Source organism: Geodermatophilus sp. SYSU D00703 (assembly GCF_054050155.1).
The window spans coordinates 1-17343 of the sequence record NZ_JBJGYU010000020.1 but is presented as its reverse complement, the minus strand read 5'-3'; the positions used below and the strand labels follow the sequence as shown (position 1 = coordinate 17343).

Annotated in this window: 19 protein-coding genes; 3 read left to right on the top strand and 16 right to left on the bottom strand. The window is 75.3% G+C overall.

Translation table 11 applies throughout. The features are described from left to right. Positions 1-18: 18 nt before the first annotated feature. The 15 genes from nusB to ACI782_RS17605 form a co-directional block, all read right to left on the bottom strand. On the bottom strand, positions 19-426 hold the full coding sequence (gene nusB, locus ACI782_RS17675) for a transcription antitermination factor NusB (RefSeq protein ID WP_456911380.1): 408 nt from the start codon (positions 424-426) through the stop codon (positions 19-21). A 12-nt stretch (positions 427-438) separates the two neighbouring features. Beyond that, positions 439-999, bottom strand: coding sequence for an elongation factor P (gene efp, locus ACI782_RS17670; RefSeq protein WP_456911379.1), 561 nt, complete (start codon positions 997-999; stop codon positions 439-441). Next, positions 1000-2100, bottom strand: a complete 1101-nt coding sequence (locus ACI782_RS17665; protein WP_456911378.1) for a M24 family metallopeptidase — start codon at positions 2098-2100, stop codon at positions 1000-1002. It abuts the gene before it with no gap. Next, a complete protein-coding gene (gene aroQ, locus ACI782_RS17660) occupies positions 2097-2531 on the bottom strand; it encodes a type II 3-dehydroquinate dehydratase (protein WP_456911377.1) in 435 nt (144 codons plus the stop codon). Before aroQ ends, ACI782_RS17665 begins: the two co-directional genes overlap by 4 nt. Next, on the bottom strand, positions 2528-3592 hold the full coding sequence (gene aroB / locus ACI782_RS17655; RefSeq protein ID WP_456911376.1) for a 3-dehydroquinate synthase: 1065 nt from the start codon (positions 3590-3592) through the stop codon (positions 2528-2530). Before aroB ends, aroQ begins: the two co-directional genes overlap by 4 nt. A 53-nt stretch (positions 3593-3645) precedes the next feature. Next, on the bottom strand, positions 3646-4221 hold the full coding sequence (locus tag ACI782_RS17650; protein WP_456911375.1) for a shikimate kinase: 576 nt from the start codon (positions 4219-4221) through the stop codon (positions 3646-3648). After that, positions 4218-5396 (bottom strand): chorismate synthase, encoded by a 1179-nt coding sequence (aroC, locus tag ACI782_RS17645; protein WP_456911374.1) that lies wholly within the window; start codon positions 5394-5396, stop codon positions 4218-4220. Before aroC ends, ACI782_RS17650 begins: the two co-directional genes overlap by 4 nt. A gap of 82 nt (positions 5397-5478) precedes the next feature. Continuing rightward, positions 5479-6144, bottom strand: a complete 666-nt coding sequence (locus tag ACI782_RS17640; protein ID WP_456911373.1) for a prepilin peptidase — start codon at positions 6142-6144, stop codon at positions 5479-5481. A 4-nt stretch (positions 6145-6148) separates the two neighbouring features. After that, positions 6149-6973: a shikimate dehydrogenase gene (locus ACI782_RS17635; protein ID WP_456911372.1), complete on the bottom strand. Its 825-nt coding sequence runs from the start codon at positions 6971-6973 to the stop codon at positions 6149-6151. Then, a complete protein-coding gene (gene mltG, locus ACI782_RS17630) occupies positions 6966-8537 on the bottom strand; it encodes an endolytic transglycosylase MltG (protein ID WP_456911371.1) in 1572 nt (523 codons plus the stop codon). The genes ACI782_RS17635 and mltG overlap by 8 nt, the downstream gene beginning before the upstream one ends. Beyond that, positions 8534-9184: a Holliday junction resolvase RuvX gene (ruvX, locus tag ACI782_RS17625; RefSeq protein WP_456911370.1), complete on the bottom strand. Its 651-nt coding sequence runs from the start codon at positions 9182-9184 to the stop codon at positions 8534-8536. The genes mltG and ruvX overlap by 4 nt, the downstream gene beginning before the upstream one ends. A gap of 5 nt (positions 9185-9189) precedes the next feature. Next, positions 9190-11877 carry an alanine--tRNA ligase gene (alaS, locus tag ACI782_RS17620; RefSeq protein ID WP_456911369.1) on the bottom strand — a complete coding sequence of 896 codons (2688 nt, stop codon included), beginning with the start codon at positions 11875-11877 and terminating at the stop codon, positions 9190-9192. Positions 11878-11932: 55 nt separating this feature from the next. After that, positions 11933-12220 carry a hypothetical protein gene (locus ACI782_RS17615; RefSeq protein WP_456911368.1) on the bottom strand — a complete coding sequence of 96 codons (288 nt, stop codon included), beginning with the start codon at positions 12218-12220 and terminating at the stop codon, positions 11933-11935. Beyond that, positions 12220-12645 carry a DUF948 domain-containing protein gene (locus ACI782_RS17610; protein WP_456911367.1) on the bottom strand — a complete coding sequence of 142 codons (426 nt, stop codon included), beginning with the start codon at positions 12643-12645 and terminating at the stop codon, positions 12220-12222. Before ACI782_RS17610 ends, ACI782_RS17615 begins: the two co-directional genes overlap by 1 nt. A gap of 125 nt (positions 12646-12770) precedes the next feature. After that, positions 12771-14102, bottom strand: a complete 1332-nt coding sequence (locus ACI782_RS17605; protein ID WP_456911366.1) for a replication-associated recombination protein A — start codon at positions 14100-14102, stop codon at positions 12771-12773. 34 nt (positions 14103-14136) lie between these two features. Between ACI782_RS17605 and ACI782_RS17600 the strand changes: the two genes are divergently transcribed. Both ACI782_RS17600 and ACI782_RS17595 read left to right on the top strand, forming a co-directional pair. After that, positions 14137-14994 (top strand): aldo/keto reductase, encoded by an 858-nt coding sequence (locus ACI782_RS17600; RefSeq protein ID WP_456911365.1) that lies wholly within the window; start codon positions 14137-14139, stop codon positions 14992-14994. 80 nt (positions 14995-15074) lie between these two features. Next, a complete protein-coding gene (locus tag ACI782_RS17595; RefSeq protein WP_456911364.1) occupies positions 15075-15527 on the top strand; it encodes a CBS domain-containing protein in 453 nt (150 codons plus the stop codon). 88 nt (positions 15528-15615) lie between these two features. Here ACI782_RS17595 and ACI782_RS17590 read toward each other — a convergent pair whose 3' ends face one another. Continuing rightward, positions 15616-16707, bottom strand: coding sequence for a pyridoxal-phosphate-dependent aminotransferase family protein (locus ACI782_RS17590; RefSeq protein ID WP_456911363.1), 1092 nt, complete (start codon positions 16705-16707; stop codon positions 15616-15618). Between the two features lie 80 nt (positions 16708-16787). Between ACI782_RS17590 and ACI782_RS17585 the strand changes: the two genes are divergently transcribed. Further along, positions 16788-17234, top strand: coding sequence for an ASCH domain-containing protein (locus ACI782_RS17585; protein WP_456911362.1), 447 nt, complete (start codon positions 16788-16790; stop codon positions 17232-17234). The last annotated feature ends 109 nt before the right edge of the window (positions 17235-17343 follow it).

The following is a 17343-nucleotide window of genomic DNA, read 5'->3' as shown; positions in this document are numbered from 1 at the left end:
GCCTCGTGCTGTGGAGTGTCAACTGGTCGGCAGTTCCGCCTCGAGGATGGCGCCGAGGACGCCGTTGACGTAGGCCGGCGAGTCGTCGGTGGACAGCGTCTTGGCCAGCTCCACCGCCTCGTCGATGACCACCGGGTCGGGGACGTCGTCGTCCCACAGCAGCTCGAAGACGGCCATGCGGAGGATGGCGCGGTCGACGTCGGGCAGCCGGTCGATCGACCACCCGCGGGCGTGCCGGTCGATCAGCTCGTCGATGCGGCCGGCGTGGTCGACCACGCCCTCGACGAGCCGGACCGTGTAGACGTTGACCGGCGGCTGCCCGGCAGCCACCTCCTCGGCGAGCTGCTCGCGAGGGTCCCGGCTCCGCAGGTCGGCGGCGTAGAGGACGTCGACCGCCCGCTTGCGCGCCTTGGACCGTGCAGCCATGCCGGCGGTACGTCAGTTGGCGCGGCCGAGGTACCGGCCGTCGCGGGTGTCGACCTTGAGCTTGTCGCCGGTGTTGACGAACAGCGGCACCTGGATCTGGGCGCCGGTCTCCAGGGTCGCCGGCTTGGTGCCACCGGTGGAGCGGTCGCCCTGCAGGCCCGGGTCGGTGTGCTGCACGAGCAGCTCGAGGGTCACCGGGAGCTCGACGTAGAGCGGGGTGCCCTCGTGGACGGCGACGACGGCCTCGGTGTTCTCCAGCAGGTAGTCCGCGCCGCCGCCGACCGTCTCGGCGGGCACGTGGATCTGGTCGTAGGTCTCGCCGTCCATGAAGACGAAGTCGGTGCCGTCCTTGTACAGGTACGTCATGTTCCGCTTGTCGACGGTGGCGGTGTCCACCTTGGTTCCGGCGTTGAACGTCCTGTCGACGACCTTGCCCGAGAGCACGTTCTTCAGCGTGGTGCGGACGAACGCGCCGCCCTTGCCCGGCTTGACGTGCTGGAACTCGGTGACGGTCCAGAGCTGGCCGTCGAGGTTGAGGACCATGCCGTTCTTGAGGTCGTTGGTGGTAGCCATCTAGAGGACCAGCAGTTCCTTGCTCGTGAGGGTCAACAACTCCGGCTCGTCGTCCGTGACGACCAGCGTGTCCTCGATCCGGACACCGCCGTGGCCGGGCAGGTAGACGCCGGGCTCCACGGTGACGGCCATGCCGGCGGCCAGCGTACCCGCGCCGAGCTGGCCGATGCCCGGCGCCTCGTGGATCTCCAGGCCGACGCCGTGGCCGAGGCCGTGGGAGAAGTGCTCGCCGTGGCCGGCGGCGACGATGACGTCGCGGGCCGCCGCGTCGACCGCGACCACGTCGGCACCGACCGCCAGCGCGGCCCGGCCGGCCGCCTGCGCCGCCGCGACCAGCTCGTAGACCTCGCGCTGCCACTCGGCAGCGTGCCCGAGGACGATCGTGCGGGTCATGTCGGAGTGGTACCCGTCGACGGTCGCGCCGAAGTCCAGCTTGAGGAAGTCGCCGGCCCGCAGCTCCGTGGTGTCGGGGCGGTGGTGCGGGATGGCGGAGTTGGCGCCGGTGGCCACGATCGTCTCGAACGACGGCGCCTCGGCCCCGATCGCCAGCATCCGGGCGTCGAGCTCCCGGCCGACCTGCAGCTCCGTCCGGCCCGGGCGCAGCGCCCCCTCAGCGGCCAGCTCGGCCAGCGCGGAGTCGGCCACGGCGCACGCCCGGCGCAGCGCGTCGATCTCGTCGTCGTCCTTGACCGCTCGCTGCGCCTCGACCGCCCGGCGGACCGAGGTCAGCTCCGGCACGGTGCCGCCGGCGGCGGCGTCGGCCAGCACGTCCTCGAGCCCGCGCAGCCCGTCGACGGTGAGGTGGTGGCTCTCGTAGCCGATCCGGCCGTCGTTCCGACGCACCGCCTCGCGGGCGAGCGCGGCGACGGTGGCGCGGTCCACGAGCAGCTCGACGTCGGGCACCTGGACACCGGCCTGCGTGGTGTACCGGCCGTCGGTGCCGAACACGTCGCCGCCGTCGCGGCGCAGCAGCAGCGCGCCGTTGGACCCGGTGAAGCCGGTCAGGTAGCGGACGTTGAGCAGGTCGGTCACCAGGACGGCGTCCAGCCCCCGCTGCGCGGCCGTCGCCCGCAGCACCTCCCGCCGCTCCGCGTACCTCACCGGTGCCCCCTGGCGACCAGCCACTGCAGCGCCAGCACGTACCCCTGCACGCCGAGGCCGGCGATCACGCCGTCGGCCACCCGCGAGACGTAGGAGAAGTGCCGGAACCCCTCCCGCTTGTGGATGTTGGTGATGTGCACCTCGACCAGCGGGCCGTTGAGCGCGGCCAGCGCGTCGTGCAGCACGACCGAGGTGTGTGACCAGCCGCCCGGGTTGATCACCACGGGGTCCCCGGAGTCGGACGCGGCGTGCACCCAGCCCAGCAGCTCGCCCTCGGTGTCGGTCTGCCGCACGCGCACCTCGACGCCGAGGCCGCGCCCGGTGCCCTCGAGCAGCTCGACCAGCTCGGCGTACGTCGTCGTCCCGTACTTCTCCGGTTCGCGCAGGCCGAGCCGGCCGAGGTTGGCGCCGTTGAGCACCTGGATCGTCACGTCGTCTCCCCGTTGACAGCGGCCCAGGCGGCGTCGAGCCAGGCCTGGTCCGGATCGGCCAGGATCTTCGGGTCGCCCAGCCCGTCCAGGACGACGAACCGCAGCGACGCCCCGCGGGCCTTCTTGTCCACACGCATGATCGACTGCAGCCGCGCCCAGTCGCCGGTGTAGCGCGTGGGCAGCCGCATCGCGGCCACCAGGTCGCGGTGCCGGTCGACCTCGGCGCGGCTGAGCAACCCCGCCTGACCGGCCAGCTCGGCGGCGAACACCAGTCCGACGGCGACCGCCTCGCCGTGCCGCCAGCCGAAGTCCTCGACCCGCTCGATGGCGTGGGCGAGGGTGTGGCCGTAGTTGAGGAACTCGCGGCGGCCGGTGTCGAAGAGGTCCTCCCCCACGGCCTCGGCCTTGACCCGCACCGCGCGCTCGATCAGCTCGGCGGTGTCCCGGCGGCCGGAGGGGTCGGCCTCGAGCAGCTCGAGGATGCGGCCGTCGGCGATGAACCCGCACTTGACCACCTCGGCCAGCCCGGCGCGGAACTCCGCCTCCGGCAGCCCGGCGAGGACGTCGGTGTCGGCCAGCACCGCGGCCGGCGGGTGGAACGCGCCGACGAGGTTCTTGCCCGCGCCGGTGTTGATGCCGGTCTTCCCGCCGACCGCGGCGTCCACCATGCCCAGCAGGCTGGTCGGCAGGTGCACCACGCGGACGCCGCGGACCCACGTCGCGGCCAGGAACCCGGCCAGGTCGGTGACCGCTCCCCCGCCGACGCCGACGACCGCGTCGGACCGGGTCAGGCCCAGGCGCCCGAACTCCTCCCACGCACGGGCGGCGACCTCGGCGGTCTTGGCGGCCTCGCCGTCGGGGACGACGACGGCCTCCGCGGCCACCCCGGCGGTCTGCAGCGTCTCCACCGCCGCGCCGGCGAGCGCGGCCAGCGGCGGCGCGTGGACGACAGCCGCCCGCGCGGTGCCGGCCAGCACCAGCCCCAGCTCGGCCTGCGCGCCCGGCCCGATGACGACGTCGTAGGGCTTGCCGCCGGGGACGGTCACCCGCCGCGAGGTCACGTTGCCACCGGGCCCGCTGCCGCGGGGCGCTCCGCTCCCCGCCCGTTCCTCGCTCACTGGCTCCCGCCCCTGTCCGCTCGCGACGACGTCCGCTCGCGCAGGGCGGCCGCGACGTCGGCGATCACGTCGCCGGGCCCGCGCCCGCCGGTGGGGACGGTCAGCGTGGCCACCTCCTCGTACAGCGGCGCCCGCGCCAGCAGCAGGTTGCGCAGCGTGGCCCGCGGGTTCATGCCCAGCACCGGGCGGGTCCGGCCAAGGCCGACCCGGTCCGCCGCGGAGGCGAGGTCGACGTCCAGCCACACGACCGTGCCGCCGGCGCGGCCGTAGCCGACCAGCAGCTCCCGTGTCGCGGCACTGAGCACCGCGCCGCCGCCGAGGGCCAGCACGCCCTCGTGCGCGGCGAGCGCGCGGGCCACCGCCTGCTCCTCCAGGTTGCGGAAGAACGGCTCGCCGCGCTCGACGAACAGGTCGGCCACGGCCTGCCCGGTGACGTCCTCGATGTCGGCGTCGGTGTCGCGGAAGGGGACGCCGAGGAGCTCGGCCACCGCCGTGCCGACGGTCGTCTTGCCCGACGAGGGCGGTCCCACCAGGACCAGGACGGGGCGGGTCGTCGGCTCGGCGGGGCTCATCGGATCGGGAGCGCGTCGAGGTAGGCCTGCGCGTTGCGCCGGGTCTCGGCCAGCGAGTCGCCGCCGAACTTCTCCAGCGCGGCGTCGGCCAGCACGAGGGCCACCATCGCCTCCATGACGACGGCGCCGCGGGGCACCGCGCACGCGTCGCTGCGCTGGTTGATCGCGACCGCCGGCTCGCCGGTGGCGACGTCGACGGTGGACAGCGCCCGCGGCACGGTCGAGATGGGCTTCATGGCCGCCCGCACCCGCAGCACCTCGCCGTTGGTCATGCCGCCCTCGATGCCGCCGGCGCGGTCGGTGGTCCGCTGGACCCGGCCGTCGGCGAGCACGATCTCGTCGTGGGCGACCGACCCGCGGCGGCGGGCGGTCTCCAGGCCGTCGCCGACCTCGACCGCCTTCACCGACTGAACGCCCATGAGGGCCGCGGCGAGCCGGGAGTCCAGCCGGCGGTCCCAGTGCACGTGGCTGCCCAGGCCCGGCGGCAGGCCGTGGACGACGACCTCGATCACGCCGCCGAGGGTGTCGCCGTTCTTCCGGGCGTCGTCGACCTCGGCCACCATCAGCGCGCTGGTGGCCGGGTCGGCGCAGCGCACCGGGTCCTCGTCGATCCGCGGGTTGTCCTGCGGGCCGGGCACGATGCCCTCCGGGACGACGACCGGCCCGATGCCGACCACGTGGCTCACGACCTCGGCACCCAGCGCCTGGCGGAGGAACGCCCGGGCGACCGCACCGAGCGCGACGCGGGCGGCGGTCTCCCGCGCGCTGGCCCGCTCCAGCACCGGCCGGGCGTCGTCGAAGCCGTACTTCTGCATGCCGGCCAGGTCGGCGTGGCCGGGACGGGGCCGGGTGAGCGGCGCGTTGCGCGCCTGACCCTCGAGCACCTCGGCGTCGACCGGGTCGGCCGACATCACCGTCTCCCACTTGGGCCACTCGGTGTTGCCGATCTGGACGGCGATCGGCCCGCCCTGGGTCACGCCGTGCCGGATCCCGCCGGTCAGCGTGACGACGTCCTGCTCGAAGGACATCCGGGCGCCGCGGCCGTGGCCCAGCCGCCGGCGGGCCAGGTCGACGTCGAGGTCGGCGGTCTGGACCTGCACGCCGGCGGGCAGGCCCTCGAGGATGGCGGTGAGCTGCTGGCCGTGCGACTCACCGGCGGTCAGCCAGCGCAACATGCCCCGGATTCTAGAAGGACCACCCTCCACCCCTTCCCTCGCAGGCTCGGGCGGGCCCCCGGAGGGTGGCCGTTCCGGTTCGTCACCAGGGGCCCTCCAGCGCCAGCGCCAGCACCGCGCCGACCAGCAGCGGCGGCCCGAACGGCAGGGCGGTGCGCCACCCCGCCCGCCGCGTGACGAGCAGCGCCACCGACACCAGCGCGCCGGTGAGCAGGCCGAGGAACACGCCGGCCAGCAGCGCGCCCCAGCCCACCCAGCCGAGCACCAGCCCGAGCAGGCCGAGCAGCTTCACGTCGCCGTAGCCCAGCCCCCGCGGGGAGGCGAGCGCGCCCAGCGCGGCCAGCCCGAACGCGACGGCCGCCGCCAGCACCGCCCGCACCAGCGCGGCCCACGTGCCGAGCACGGCGGCGTCGGCCAGCAGGGCGGCGCCGACCACGGCGTAGGCCGGGAAGGTGACCCGGTCGGGCAGCCGGTGGACGGCGAGGTCTACGCCGGCCAGGACGACCCCCGCGGCCGCGGCCCAGGCCAGCCCGACCGTGGCCGGTCGGAGCCCCGCGAGGAGCAGCACCCCGGCGAGCGCGGCGCCGAGCACCAGGCAGGTCGCGGCCGTCCGGACCGGTCCGGCGACCGCGGCGGCGTCGCGGTGCGCCAGGCGGACGGTCGCGCGGGCCAGCCACGGCCCGAGCGCCAGCGCCAGGACGGCGGCCGACACCGCGACCGCGGCCGCCGGCAGTTCCCCGACCGGCACCGGGTCAGCGGGCGTCGAGCGCCGCGCGCATGGCCTCGATCGGCGCGGGGTGCCCGGTCATCAGCTCGACCTGCGCGGTGGCCTGCCAGAACAGCACCTCGAGGCCGCCGGCCACGGTGCCGCCGGCCTCCTGGACCCTGACCGCCAGGGGGGTCGGCCACGGGTCGTAGAGCACGTCCAGGACGGTCTGCCCGGCCCGCCAGGGCAGCGCGGAGACGACCGGCTGCCCGCCGACGGGCACGGTGCTGACCACGACCGAGGCGTCGACGACCGCGCCCTCCAGCGACCGCACCGTCGTCGGCACGCGCAGGGTCTCGAGCACCCGCAGCAGGTCGAACGCCCGCGCCGGCTCCCGGACGACGACGTCGACCTGCTCGGCGCCCAGCGAGGCCAGCGCGACCGCGGCGGCGGCCGCCGTCCCGCCGGCCCCGAGGATCGCGGCGTGGTCCACCCGGTCGACGCCGGCGAGCTGCAGGGCCATGCCGACCCCGGTGACGTCGGTGTTCTCCGCCCGCCAGCCGGCCTCGGTGCGGACCAGCGTGTTGGCCGCGTGCAGCAGCCGCGGCAGGGGGTCGACGACGTCGGCGGCGTCCACGGCGGCCTGCTTGCACGGCATGGTGACCGAGAAGCCGCGCCACTCCTCGCCGAGCCCGGCGAGCAGGACCGGGAGGTCCTCGGCGCCGATGTCGAGTGCGTCGTAGGTCCAGTCGGTCAGCCCGAGCGCGGCGTACGCCGCCCGGTGCAGGAGCGGGGACAGCGAGTGCCCCAGCGGGCGGCCGAGGACCGCCGCCCGTCTGGTACCGCTCGGCGCCGTCCCCTCGTCAGCCACCGCAGCCGAGGCCGGCGCTGGCGCAGCGCTCCCGTGCCGCCTGGAACTCGGCGTAGTCGGCGGTGAAGAAGTGGCGGCCGTCCTCGGACTCCAGCACGTAGTACAGGAGGTCCCCGGTGGACGGCGCCAGCGCCGCCTCGAGGCTGGCCTCACCCGGGGAGCTGATCGGCGTCGGCGGGAGGCCGGCGCGGGTCCGGGTGTTGTACGGGCTGTCGGTCTCCAGGTCGGTGACCGTCAGCTCGTTGCCGTTCTTCTGCAGGCCGTAGGCGAGCGCCGCGTCCACCCCGAGCGGGATGCCCTGGTTCAGCCGGTTGTAGACCACCTGGGCGACGTTCGGCCGCTCCTCGTCCAGCCGGGTCTCCGACTGCACGATCGAGGCCACGTTGACGATCTCGCTCACGGACCGGCCGGCGGCGGCGGCGCGCTGCTCCAGCTGCAGTCCGGTCGCCGTCTCGGTGAACTTCGCGACCATGGCCCGCAGCATGTCCACCGGCTCGTCGTCCGGGGTGAAGTCGTAGGTGGCCGGGAAGAGGTAGCCCTCGAGGGACCCGTTCGCGTAGGCCGGCAGGCCCAGGGCGGCGGGGTCGGCCGCGGCGGCCTGGAGCTCCTCCACGGGGATCTGGGTGGCCTCGGACAGCCGCTGCAGGACGGCCTGGACGGTGAAGCCCTCGGGGATGGTCACCCGCGAGAACAGCCGGGTGGCCGGGTCGAGCATCAGGTCCAGCGCCGCCTGGCCGCTCATCTGCGACCGCATGGCGTAGACGCCCGGCTGGATGCCGGTCGCCGCCGGCTCGGACTCGGCGGCCTCGACGAACGGGCCGGTCGAGGCGATGACGCCGCCGTCGACGAGGGTCCGGGCGATGTCGCTCAGGGTGTCCCCCACCGCGATCCGCACCTCGACGCTGCCGGTGCCCTGACCGGCGAAGTCCTCGCTGGGCGGGTTGACCAGGTTGATCAGCGCCTTGCCACCGACCACGATGCCCACCACGAGCCCGGCCAGCACGACCAGCGAGAGGACGGCGGCCAGCGGGCTGCGCCGGCGGCCACGGCCGGGACGCCGTCCACCGCCGTCGGTGTCCTCGTCGTCGTCCCGCCGGCGGCGGGAGCGGCGCGGCTCCTCGGCCCCGGAGGCGCCGATCACCTCGAGGCCGCCGGTGGAGTCGTCGTCCCAGGCGTACAGGTCCGGGGCGGCGGTGCCGTCGTCGTCCGGCGCGTCGCCGGGGACGGCCTGCTGGGCGCCGAGGGGCTGGGCCACGGTCTGGTCGTCGTCGGGGTCGACGTCGGTGCGCCGCCGCATGCGCGACCAGGTGCCCGCAGGCCGCGGCGGGAGGTCCGGCAGCGGGGCGGAGGGGTGCGTCGACCCCTCCTCGTCCCGCGACGCGCTCGTGCCCGGCGGGCGCGGCAACCGGCCGCCGTTCCCGGGCAGCGGGCCGGTGCTGCGGTCGTCGGCGCGCGCGCCCGGGTGGCGCGGCATCGAGGCCATCCACGCCGTCGCGGGGGCACCGCTGGGCACGTCGGGCGACGCGTGCCGACCCCGCCGCGAGGACGGGGTCGGATCCGTCATGACCGCTCCCGCTGTGCGTCCAGATAGGCCTGGAGGATGACCACCGCGGCGGCCTGGTCGATCACCGAGCGCTGCTGCCGGCTGTCGAGACCGTTCGCCCGGAGGGAACTGGCTGCGGTCACGGTGGAGAGCCTTTCGTCGACGAGGTGCACGGGCACGGAGCCGATGCGCCCGGCGAGTGCCCGAGAGTAGGCACGAGCCTCACGCGCCGACGCGCCCGACGCACCCGAGAGGTGCCTCGGCTCCCCCACGATCACCTCTGTCACCTCGTGTTCCACGACGAGGTCGGCGATGCGGTCCAGGTCGGACTCGTCGCGCCGGCGCTGGACGGTCTCCAGCGGGCTCGCCAGGGTGCCCGTCGGGTCGGAGATCGCCACCCCCACGCGCACGGTGCCGACGTCGATGCCGAGCCGCCGGCCCTGCTTCGGACGGCGGGGCGGGATCGGCAGCCCGCCCGGCAGCCCGCCGGACAGGTCGATCTGCGCCGTCTCGTGGCGCACCGGCGGGAAGCCGGCGGACAGGTCGATCGCCTCGGTGCTGTGGTGGCCCGGCTGCGGGGTGGGCCGCGGTCGTGCCGGGGGCACCGCCGGGCGGCGCACCTGCCGTTCGCCCACCGGACCGGTCTCGTCGGGGCGCTGGTCGGCCACTCCGCTCACCTTCCTGCGGCGGTCGCGACCGCCTGTTCGCCGGCCTGCAGGGCCGCTGGGATGCCCGCGGGGTCGGTACCGCCCCCCTGGGCCACGTCTGTCTTCCCACCGCCCTTGCCGCCCACGTGGGTGGCCGCGACCCGCACGAGGTCGCCGGCGGAGAGCCCCCGCTGAACGGCGGCCGGGTTCAGGGCCGCCACGACAGCCACCTTGCCCGCCGACTCCGAGGCGAGCAAGACCACGGCGGGGCGGTCGGCGGGGATCCGCCCGCGGACGTCGAGGGCCAGGGTGCGCAGGTCCCCACCCGCCAGACCGCCCGGCGCGCCGGTGACCACGGCGATCCCGCCGACGTCCTTCGCCCCGGCGGCCAGCTCGCCGGCCGCGGCGAGGGTCTGCTGGGCGCGCAGCTCGGCCAGCTCCTTGTCCACGTCGCGCAGCCGGGCGAGCATGCCGCTCACCCGCTCGACCAGGTTGTCGGTCGGCGTCTTGAGCATCTCGCCGAGCTGCCGGACCAGGTCGCGCTCGCGGGCCAGGTACCGGAAGCCCTCCAGCCCGACGACGGCCTCCACCCGGCGGGAACCCGAGCCCACCGACGACTCACCGGTCAGCGCGAGCGTCCCGATCTGGGCGCTGCCCTGGACGTGGGTGCCACCGCAGAGCTCGCGCGACCAGGGACCGCCGATCTCGACGACGCGGACCTGCTCGCCGTAGGTCTCCCCGAACAGCGCGAGCGCGCCGAAGGCCTGCGCCTCGGGCAGCGTCATGTAGCTGGCGGTGACCCTGTGGTCGGCGCGGACGGCGGCGTTGGCGACGTCCTCGATGTCGTGCCGCTGCTGACCGGTGAGCGCGCCCTGCCAGGCGAAGTCCAGCCGCAGGTACCCGGGGCGGTTGTAGGACCCCGACTGCAGCGCCTGCGGGCCCAGCACCTGGCGCAGGGCGGCGTGCACCACGTGGGTGCCCGAGTGCGCCTGGCACGCCGAGAGCCGCCACTCCCGGTCGACCTCGGCGACGAGCTCGGCGCCCTCGCGGAGCTCCCCCTCCAGGACGCGCACCTGGTGGGCGACCAGCCCCTTGACCGGCCGCTGCACGTCGAGCACCTCGGCGCGGCCGCCGTCCCAGGTGAGGACGCCGGCGTCGGCCACCTGGCCGCCGGACTCCGCGTAGAACGGCGTGCGGTCGAGCACCACGCGGGTGACCTCCCCGGGACCGGCCGGCGCGACCGGGGCGCCCTCCTCCGCGTCCAGCTCGGACACCAGCCCCAGCACGCGCGACTGGGTGCGCAGCGTGTCGTAGGCCCGCCAGTCGGTGGGCCCGTGGTCGGCCAGCAGCCGCCGGTAGGCCAGGACGTCGACCGAGCCGGTCTTCTTGGCGCGGGCGTCGGCGCGGGCCCGGTCGCGCTGCTGCTGCATGAGGGCCCGGAAGCCCTCCTCGTCGACGCTGACGCCCTGCTCGGCGGCCATCTCGAGGGTGACGTCGATCGGGAAGCCGTAGGTGTCGTGCAGCGAGAACGCCTGCTCGCCGGACAGCTCCGGCGTCCCGGCCTGCTTGGCCGCGGCGACCGCGGTGTCGAACAGCGTCGTCCCGGCGGTCAGGGTGCGGCGGAAGGCCTCCTCCTCGGCGTAGGCGACGCTGGAGATGCGCGCGAAGTCGGTCGCCAGCTCGGGGTAGCTGGCCTTCATGGCGTCCCGGGAGACCGGCAGCAGCTCGGGCAGGGTGGCCTCGTCGACGCCGAGCAGCCGCATCGAGCGGACGGCGCGGCGCAGCAGCCGGCGCAGGATGTAGCCACGGCCCTCGTTGCCGGGCGTGACGCCGTCGCCGATGAGCATCAGGCCGCTGCGCACGTGGTCGGCCACCACGCGCAGCCGGACGTCGTCCTCGTGATCGCGGCCGTAGGTCACCCCGGCCAGGTCGGCCGCCCGGCGCAGCACCGGCGCGACCTCGTCGATCTCGTAGAGGTTGTTCACGCCCTGGAGCAGGTAGGCCACCCGCTCCAGGCCCATGCCGGTGTCGATGTTCTTCCGCGGCAGGTCGCCGACGATGCGGAACTCCTCCTTGGAGCGCACGTCGTCGAGCTGGTACTGCATGAAGACGAGGTTCCAGATCTCGAGGAACCGGTCCTCGTCGACCACGGGCCCGCCGTCCTGGCCGTGCTCGGGACCGCGGTCGTAGTAGATCTCGCTGCACGGGCCGCCCGGGCCGGGCTGGCCGGTGTGCCAGTAGTTGTCCTTCAGCCCGCGGCGCTGGATCCGCTCGTCGGGCAGCCCGGCGATGCGCTTCCACGCGTCGGCCGCCTCGTCGTCGTCCAGGTAGACGGTGACCCAGATGCGCTCCGGGTCGAAGCCGAGCCCGCCGTCGGCGACCGGGCCGGTGACCAGGTCCCAGGCGTACTGGATCGCCCCCTCCTTGAAGTAGTCGCCGAAGGAGAAGTTGCCGTTCATCTGGAAGAACGTGCCGTGGCGGGTGGTCTTGCCCACCTCCTCGATGTCGAGGGTGCGCACGCACTTCTGCACGCTGGCGGCTCGCGGGTACGGGGCCGGCTCGCGGCCGGTCAGGTACGGGATGAACGGGACCATCCCGGCCACCGTGAACAGCAGGGAGGGGTCCGGCGAGACCAGCGAGGCGCTGGGGACGACGGTGTGGCCGCGCGCGGCGAAGTGCTCCAGGAAGCGGCGGCGGATCTCGGCGGTCTGCATGTCCTACTCGGTCGGGAGAGGGCGGGGCGGTCGGCCCCGCGGGCGGGAAGGGAGGTCAGCGGTCGGCGGCGTGCGCACCCGGGCGGTACGGCAGCTGGGCGGGCCGGCCGTCGGGCAGCGGGGCGTCCAGGCCGGTGCCCGCGCGCAGCTCCTGCTCCCGCGCGGCCGCGGCGGCCCGGACGTCGGCCCCGAACTCGCCGATCGCGTCGGCGAGGTCGCGCAGGCCCTCGACCAGGGCCCCGGCGACGCTCTGCGGGGTGAGCTTCTCCGCCGCCCGGGACAGCTTGCGGACGACGAGGGCGCCGATGGTGATGCCCATCGCGAGCCAGAACAGCCGGCGCATCACGCGGCCCGCCGGGCGGCACGGCGCGCGCGGCGCTCGTCCTTGTCGCGGCGCGCGGCCTCGGCGATCGCCTGGCCCTCGCGCTTCCTCTTCGCCGCGCTGCGGACGCCGTAGCTGAACGCGGCGACCTTGATCAGCGGGCTGCCGAGGGTGGCGGCGACGACGCTGGTCAGCGCGGCCACGTTGCTGGAGACGTTGGCGGCGTTGCCGGTGATGTCGTCGACCCGCTCCAGGTTGGTGTTGACGTGCGCGACCGTCGTCGAGGCCTGGCTCAGGATGGGGCCGCTCTGCTCCCGGGTCTGGCGGATGGTGAGCGTCGCCTCGTCCAGGGTGCGCCCCAGCTTGAGGATCGGGACGGCGAGCAGCAGCACCAGCAGCACCAGGGCCAGCGCTGCGATCAATCCGGCCCACTCTCCTGCGGTCACGCGCGGCTCTCCTGTTCCTCGGCTGTCTCGTCCGGAGCCGGGCTGCACCTGGGACTCCGGAGGGCGTCGGCCCGGCGTGGTCACAGTAGTCGCGGGCGTCGACCGCCGTCCGCGCACCGCCGGGGTCAGCGACCGCGCCGGACGATCGCCCGCAGCTTCCCGAGCCGCGCCGCGATCGGGCCCTCCGCGCCGCGGCTGGTGGGCCGGTAGTAGTCGCGGCCGACCAGCGCGTCCGGCGGGTACTGCTGCGGCACGATGCCGTCGGGCGCGTCGTGCGGGTAGCGGTAGCTCGTCCCGTGCCCGAGCTTCTTCGCCCCGGCGTAGTGGGCGTCGCGCAGCCCCGGCGGCACCGGCCCGCCCAGGCCGGCGCGCACGTCGGCGACGGACTCGCTGATGGCCACGGTGACCGCGTTGGACTTCGGTGCGGTGGCCAGGTGGACGACGGCGTGGGCGAGCGGGAAGTGCCCCTCGGGCATGCCGATGAAGGCGACCGCCTCGGCGGCGGCGACGGCGGTCTGCAGCGCCGTCGGGTCGGCCATGCCGATGTCCTCGCTCGCGGAGATGACCAGCCGGCGGGCGATGAAGCGGGGGTCCTCCCCCGCCTCGACCATCCGCGCGAGGTAGTGCAGCGCGGCGTCGACGTCGCTGCCGCGGATCGACTTGATCAGCGCGCTGGCGACGTCGTAGTGCTGGTCGCCCTGCCGGTCGTAGCGCACCGCGGCCTGGGCCACCGCCGTCTCCAGGGTGGCGAGGTCGATCTCGGCCAGGTCGGCCGCCAGCGCGGCACCCGCGCCCGACTCCAGCGCCGTCAGCGCCTTCCGCCCGTCCCCGCCGGCGATGCGGACGAGGTGGTCCTCGGCCTCCGCGCTCAGCGTGACCGCGCCGTCGAGCCCGCGGTCGCTGGTCAGCGCGCGGCGCAGCAGCGTGCGGACGTCGTCGTCGGACAGCGGCTGCAGCGCCAGCACGAGGGAGCGGGACAGCAGCGGGCTGACCACGGAGAAGAACGGGTTCTCGGTGGTGGCGGCGATCAGGCTGACGATGCGGTCCTCGACCGCGGACAGCAGCGAGTCCTGCTGGGTCTTGGAGAAGCGGTGCACCTCGTCGATGAACAGCACCGTGCGCCGGCCGGCGTAGGTGAGCTCCCGCTTCGCCGCCGAGATGACCGTGCGGACCTCCTTGACCCCGGAGTCCAGGGCCGACAACTGCACGAACTGCCGCTTGGTGGCCAGCGAGATGACGTGCGCCAGCGTGGTCTTGCCGGTGCCCGGCGGGCCGTAGAGGACCAGCGACATGGGCTCGTCGGCCTCGACCAGCCGGCGCAGCGGCGACCGCGGACCGAGCAGGTGCTGCTGGCCGACGACCTCGTCCAAGGACCGCGGCCGCATGCGCACGGCCAGCGGCGCGCCGGGGTCGACCGCAGTCGCCTCCGCGGGCGCCTCGTCGAACAGCGAACTCACGGTTGCGACGCTACCCGCGGGGCACGACACCCCCGTGCAGCAGCGACGCATCGGAGACCAGACCGTCAGCGCCATCGGCCTCGGGGCGATGCCCCTGTCCACCAAGACCGACCGGCCCTCCCACGACGAGGCCGTCGCCACGATCCACGCCGCGCTCGACGCCGGGGTGACGCTCATCGACACCGCCGACGCCTACGCCCGCGACGAGGCGGAGTTCGGCCACAACGAGTCGCTGGTCGCCGACGCGCTGGCGTCCTACGGCTGCGGCGCGGACGGCGTCCTCGTGGCGACCAAGGGCGGGCACACCCGGCGCGGCACGGACTGGGAGCTCGACGGGACCCCGGCGTACCTGCGCACGGCCTGCGAGGGGTCGCTGCGGCGGCTGGGCGTGGACGCGATCGACCTCTACCAGTTCCACCGGCCCGACCCGGACACCCCGTGGGAGGAGTCGATGGGCGCCCTGCGGCAGCTGGCCGACGACGGGCTGGTGCGCATGGTCGGCATCTCCAACGCCGACGTCGCGCAGATCGACGTCGCCCGCGCGATCGTGGGCCCGGCGCTGGTGAGCGTGCAGAACCAGTTCTCCCCCGGCTGGCGGTTCTCCGCCGACGAGGTGGCGCACTGCGCGGCGCACGGGCTGGCGTTCCTGCCGTGGAGCCCGTTCGGCGGGGGGTCCGCGGCCGGCTCCCTCGACGACACCGCGCCGGCGTTCGCCGAGGTGGCGGCGGAGCTGGGGGTGTCGGTGTACCGGGTGGCGCTGGCCTGGCACCTGGCCCAGTCGGAGGTCGTCGTCCCCATCCCCGGGGCGTCGCGCCCGGCGTCCATCACCGACTCCGCCGCCGCGGCCGACCTGCACCTGACCGCCGACCAGCTGGCCCGCCTGGACGCCTGAGCGCGATCGGACCCTCGCGCCGGTCCGTCCCGGGCCCCCACAATGGCCGCACGACCGGGCCCCACGAAGGGATCGCGGACATGGCCGTACCGTCCCCCGCCCCGACCAGCACCGGCCGCCTCGTCGCGGGACAGGTGATGCGCCCTCCGGCGACGACGGTGGAGCACAGCGCCCACGTCGCCGCGGCGGCCTACCTGATGAAGAAGTCGCACGACAACGCGCTCGTGGTGATCAGCGACGACGCCGCGCGCCGGCCGATCACGATGATCTGCGACAGCGACGTCACCCAGGCGGTCGCGGACGGTCGGGACCTCGAGGAGACCCGGATCACCGACCTGCACCTCGCCGAGGTCGTCGCCTTCGACCCCGACACACCCGTCCCGGAGGTCGCCGAGCGGATGCTCGAGACCGGCGTCGCCTACGCCCCGGTGGTCGAGGACGGGCACCTCGTGGGGCTGGTCGACCTGGCGGTGGTGTGCGGAGCGCTGCTGACCGACCGCCGGTCGCACGGCCTGCGCGACGACATGGTGTAGCCCTCAGGGCCCGGCGTCAGGGACCGGCGACGGGCACGAGTCCCCCCGCCGGCAGCCGGCGGACCGGCGCCGGCGGGGGGCAGTCGTCTCAGCGGCCGAGGACCTCGCGGAGCGCGGCCAGCACCAGCGCGACGGTGTCCGGGCGGGCGTTGGCGCCCATCAGCCCGATCCGCCACACGGTGGCCGCGTACGCGCCGACGCCGCCGCCGATCTCCAGGTCGTAGCGCTCCAGCAACTCCTTGCGGACCGCCGCGGAGTCCACGCCGTCGGGCACCCGCACGGTGGTCAGCTCCGGCAGCCGGGAGCCCTCGGCGGCGAACAGCTCCAGGCCCATCGCCTGCAGCCCCTCGTGCAGCAGGCGGCCGGCCTCCGCGTGCCGGGCGTGCACCGCGTCGAGGCCCTCGTCGAGGATGCGGCCCAGGCCGGCGTGCAGCGACACGACCATCCCGGTGGGCGCGGTGTGGTGGTACGTGCGCCCGCCCGAGCCCGCGGCCTCGCCGGCGTAGCCGCCCAGCATGCCGAGGTCGAGGTACCAGCTGCGCGGTGTCTCGACCCGCCGCTCCCAGGCGCGGTCGTTGATCGTGAACGGCGCGAGACCCGGCGCCACGCCGAGGCACTTCTGCGAGCCGGAGTAGGCCAGGTCCACGCCCCAGTCGTCCAGGAGGACCGGGATCCCGCCCAGCGAGGTCACGCAGTCGGCCAGCAGCAGCGCGTCGCCCTTGCCGTCGGCCAGCGGTGCGAGGTCGGACAGCACGCCGGTGGAGGTCTCGGCGTGGACGGCGGCGATCAGCTTCGGCGACGGGTGCGCCGACAGCACGCGGTCGGCGTCGACCGGCTGCCCCCAGTCGTGGTCGACCCGGACCACCTCTGCGCCGCAGCGCGAGGCGACGTCGACCATGCGCTCACCGAACAGGCCGTTCACCGCGACGACAGCGACGTCGCCCGGGCCGACGGTGTTCACGAACGCCGCCTCCATTCCCGCGGAGCCGGTCGCCGACAGGGGCAACGTGCGCCGGTTGGTCGTCCCGAACACCTGGCGGAGCCGGTCGGAGGTCTCGTCGAGCATCCCGAGGAACACCGGGTCCAGGTGGCCCAGCAGCGGCTGGGTCAGGGCGACGGTCGCCTCCGGGTAGGGGTTGGAGGGACCGGGTCCGAGCAGGGTGCGGGCACGCAGCGGCATGTCCGGGACGCTACCGGCGGCTCCGCGGTCCCCGCCGCGCCGGATCAGGACACGGACGACGACGACACGGGAGGACGACGGTGACCGCCGACCCGCCCGGCCCGCTGCGGCGCGACGAGGCCCTCGACATGTGGCGCGCCTACACCGAGAGCCGCACGCGGCCGGTGCCGGCCGGGGACGAGCCGCCCGTCGTCGACCGGTTCGGCGACTCCGCGGCGCTGGCCGGCGAGCCGCTGCCGCGCATCGGCGGGCACTGGGTCGCCTGCGACGGCACCGGCCGGCCGCGCTGCGTGCTGCGCACCGTCGAGCTGCGCCTGGGACCGCTGGCCAGCGTCGACGACGCCTTTGCGGCGGACGAGGGCGAGGGTGACCGCACGCGGGCCTCCTGGCTCGCCGGCCACGAGCGCTACTTCCGCCGCACCCAGGCCGTCCGCGGCGGCGACTGGTCCGACGGCCTGGAGGTGGTGTTCGAGCGCTTCCGCGTCGTGTGGCCGCCCGAGGTCGCCGACCCGGCCAGCACGGACTGAGCGGTGGGGGGGGGGGGGGGGGGGGGGGGGGGGGGGGGGGGGGGGGGGGGGGGGGGGGGGGGGGGGGGGGGGGGGGGGGGGGGGGGCGGCGGGCGGGGGAAGGGCGGCA

Coding starts and splice junctions, on each gene's coding strand:
- nusB (WP_456911380.1), bottom strand. CDS start 426: ATGGCTGCACGGTCCAAGGCGCGCAAGCGGGCGGTCGACGTCCTCTAC.
- efp (WP_456911379.1), bottom strand. CDS start 999: ATGGCTACCACCAACGACCTCAAGAACGGCATGGTCCTCAACCTCGAC.
- ACI782_RS17650 (WP_456911375.1), bottom strand. CDS start 4,221: ATGAGCCCCGCCGAGCCGACGACCCGCCCCGTCCTGGTCCTGGTGGGA.
- aroC (WP_456911374.1), bottom strand. CDS start 5,396: ATGTTGCGCTGGCTGACCGCCGGTGAGTCGCACGGCCAGCAGCTCACC.
- mltG (WP_456911371.1), bottom strand. CDS start 8,537: ATGACGGATCCGACCCCGTCCTCGCGGCGGGGTCGGCACGCGTCGCCC.
- alaS (WP_456911369.1), bottom strand. CDS start 11,877: ATGCAGACCGCCGAGATCCGCCGCCGCTTCCTGGAGCACTTCGCCGCG.
- ACI782_RS17615 (WP_456911368.1), bottom strand. CDS start 12,220: ATGCGCCGGCTGTTCTGGCTCGCGATGGGCATCACCATCGGCGCCCTC.
- ACI782_RS17595 (WP_456911364.1), top strand. CDS start 15,075: ATGGCCGTACCGTCCCCCGCCCCGACCAGCACCGGCCGCCTCGTCGCG.
- ACI782_RS17590 (WP_456911363.1), bottom strand. CDS start 16,707: ATGCCGCTGCGTGCCCGCACCCTGCTCGGACCCGGTCCCTCCAACCCC.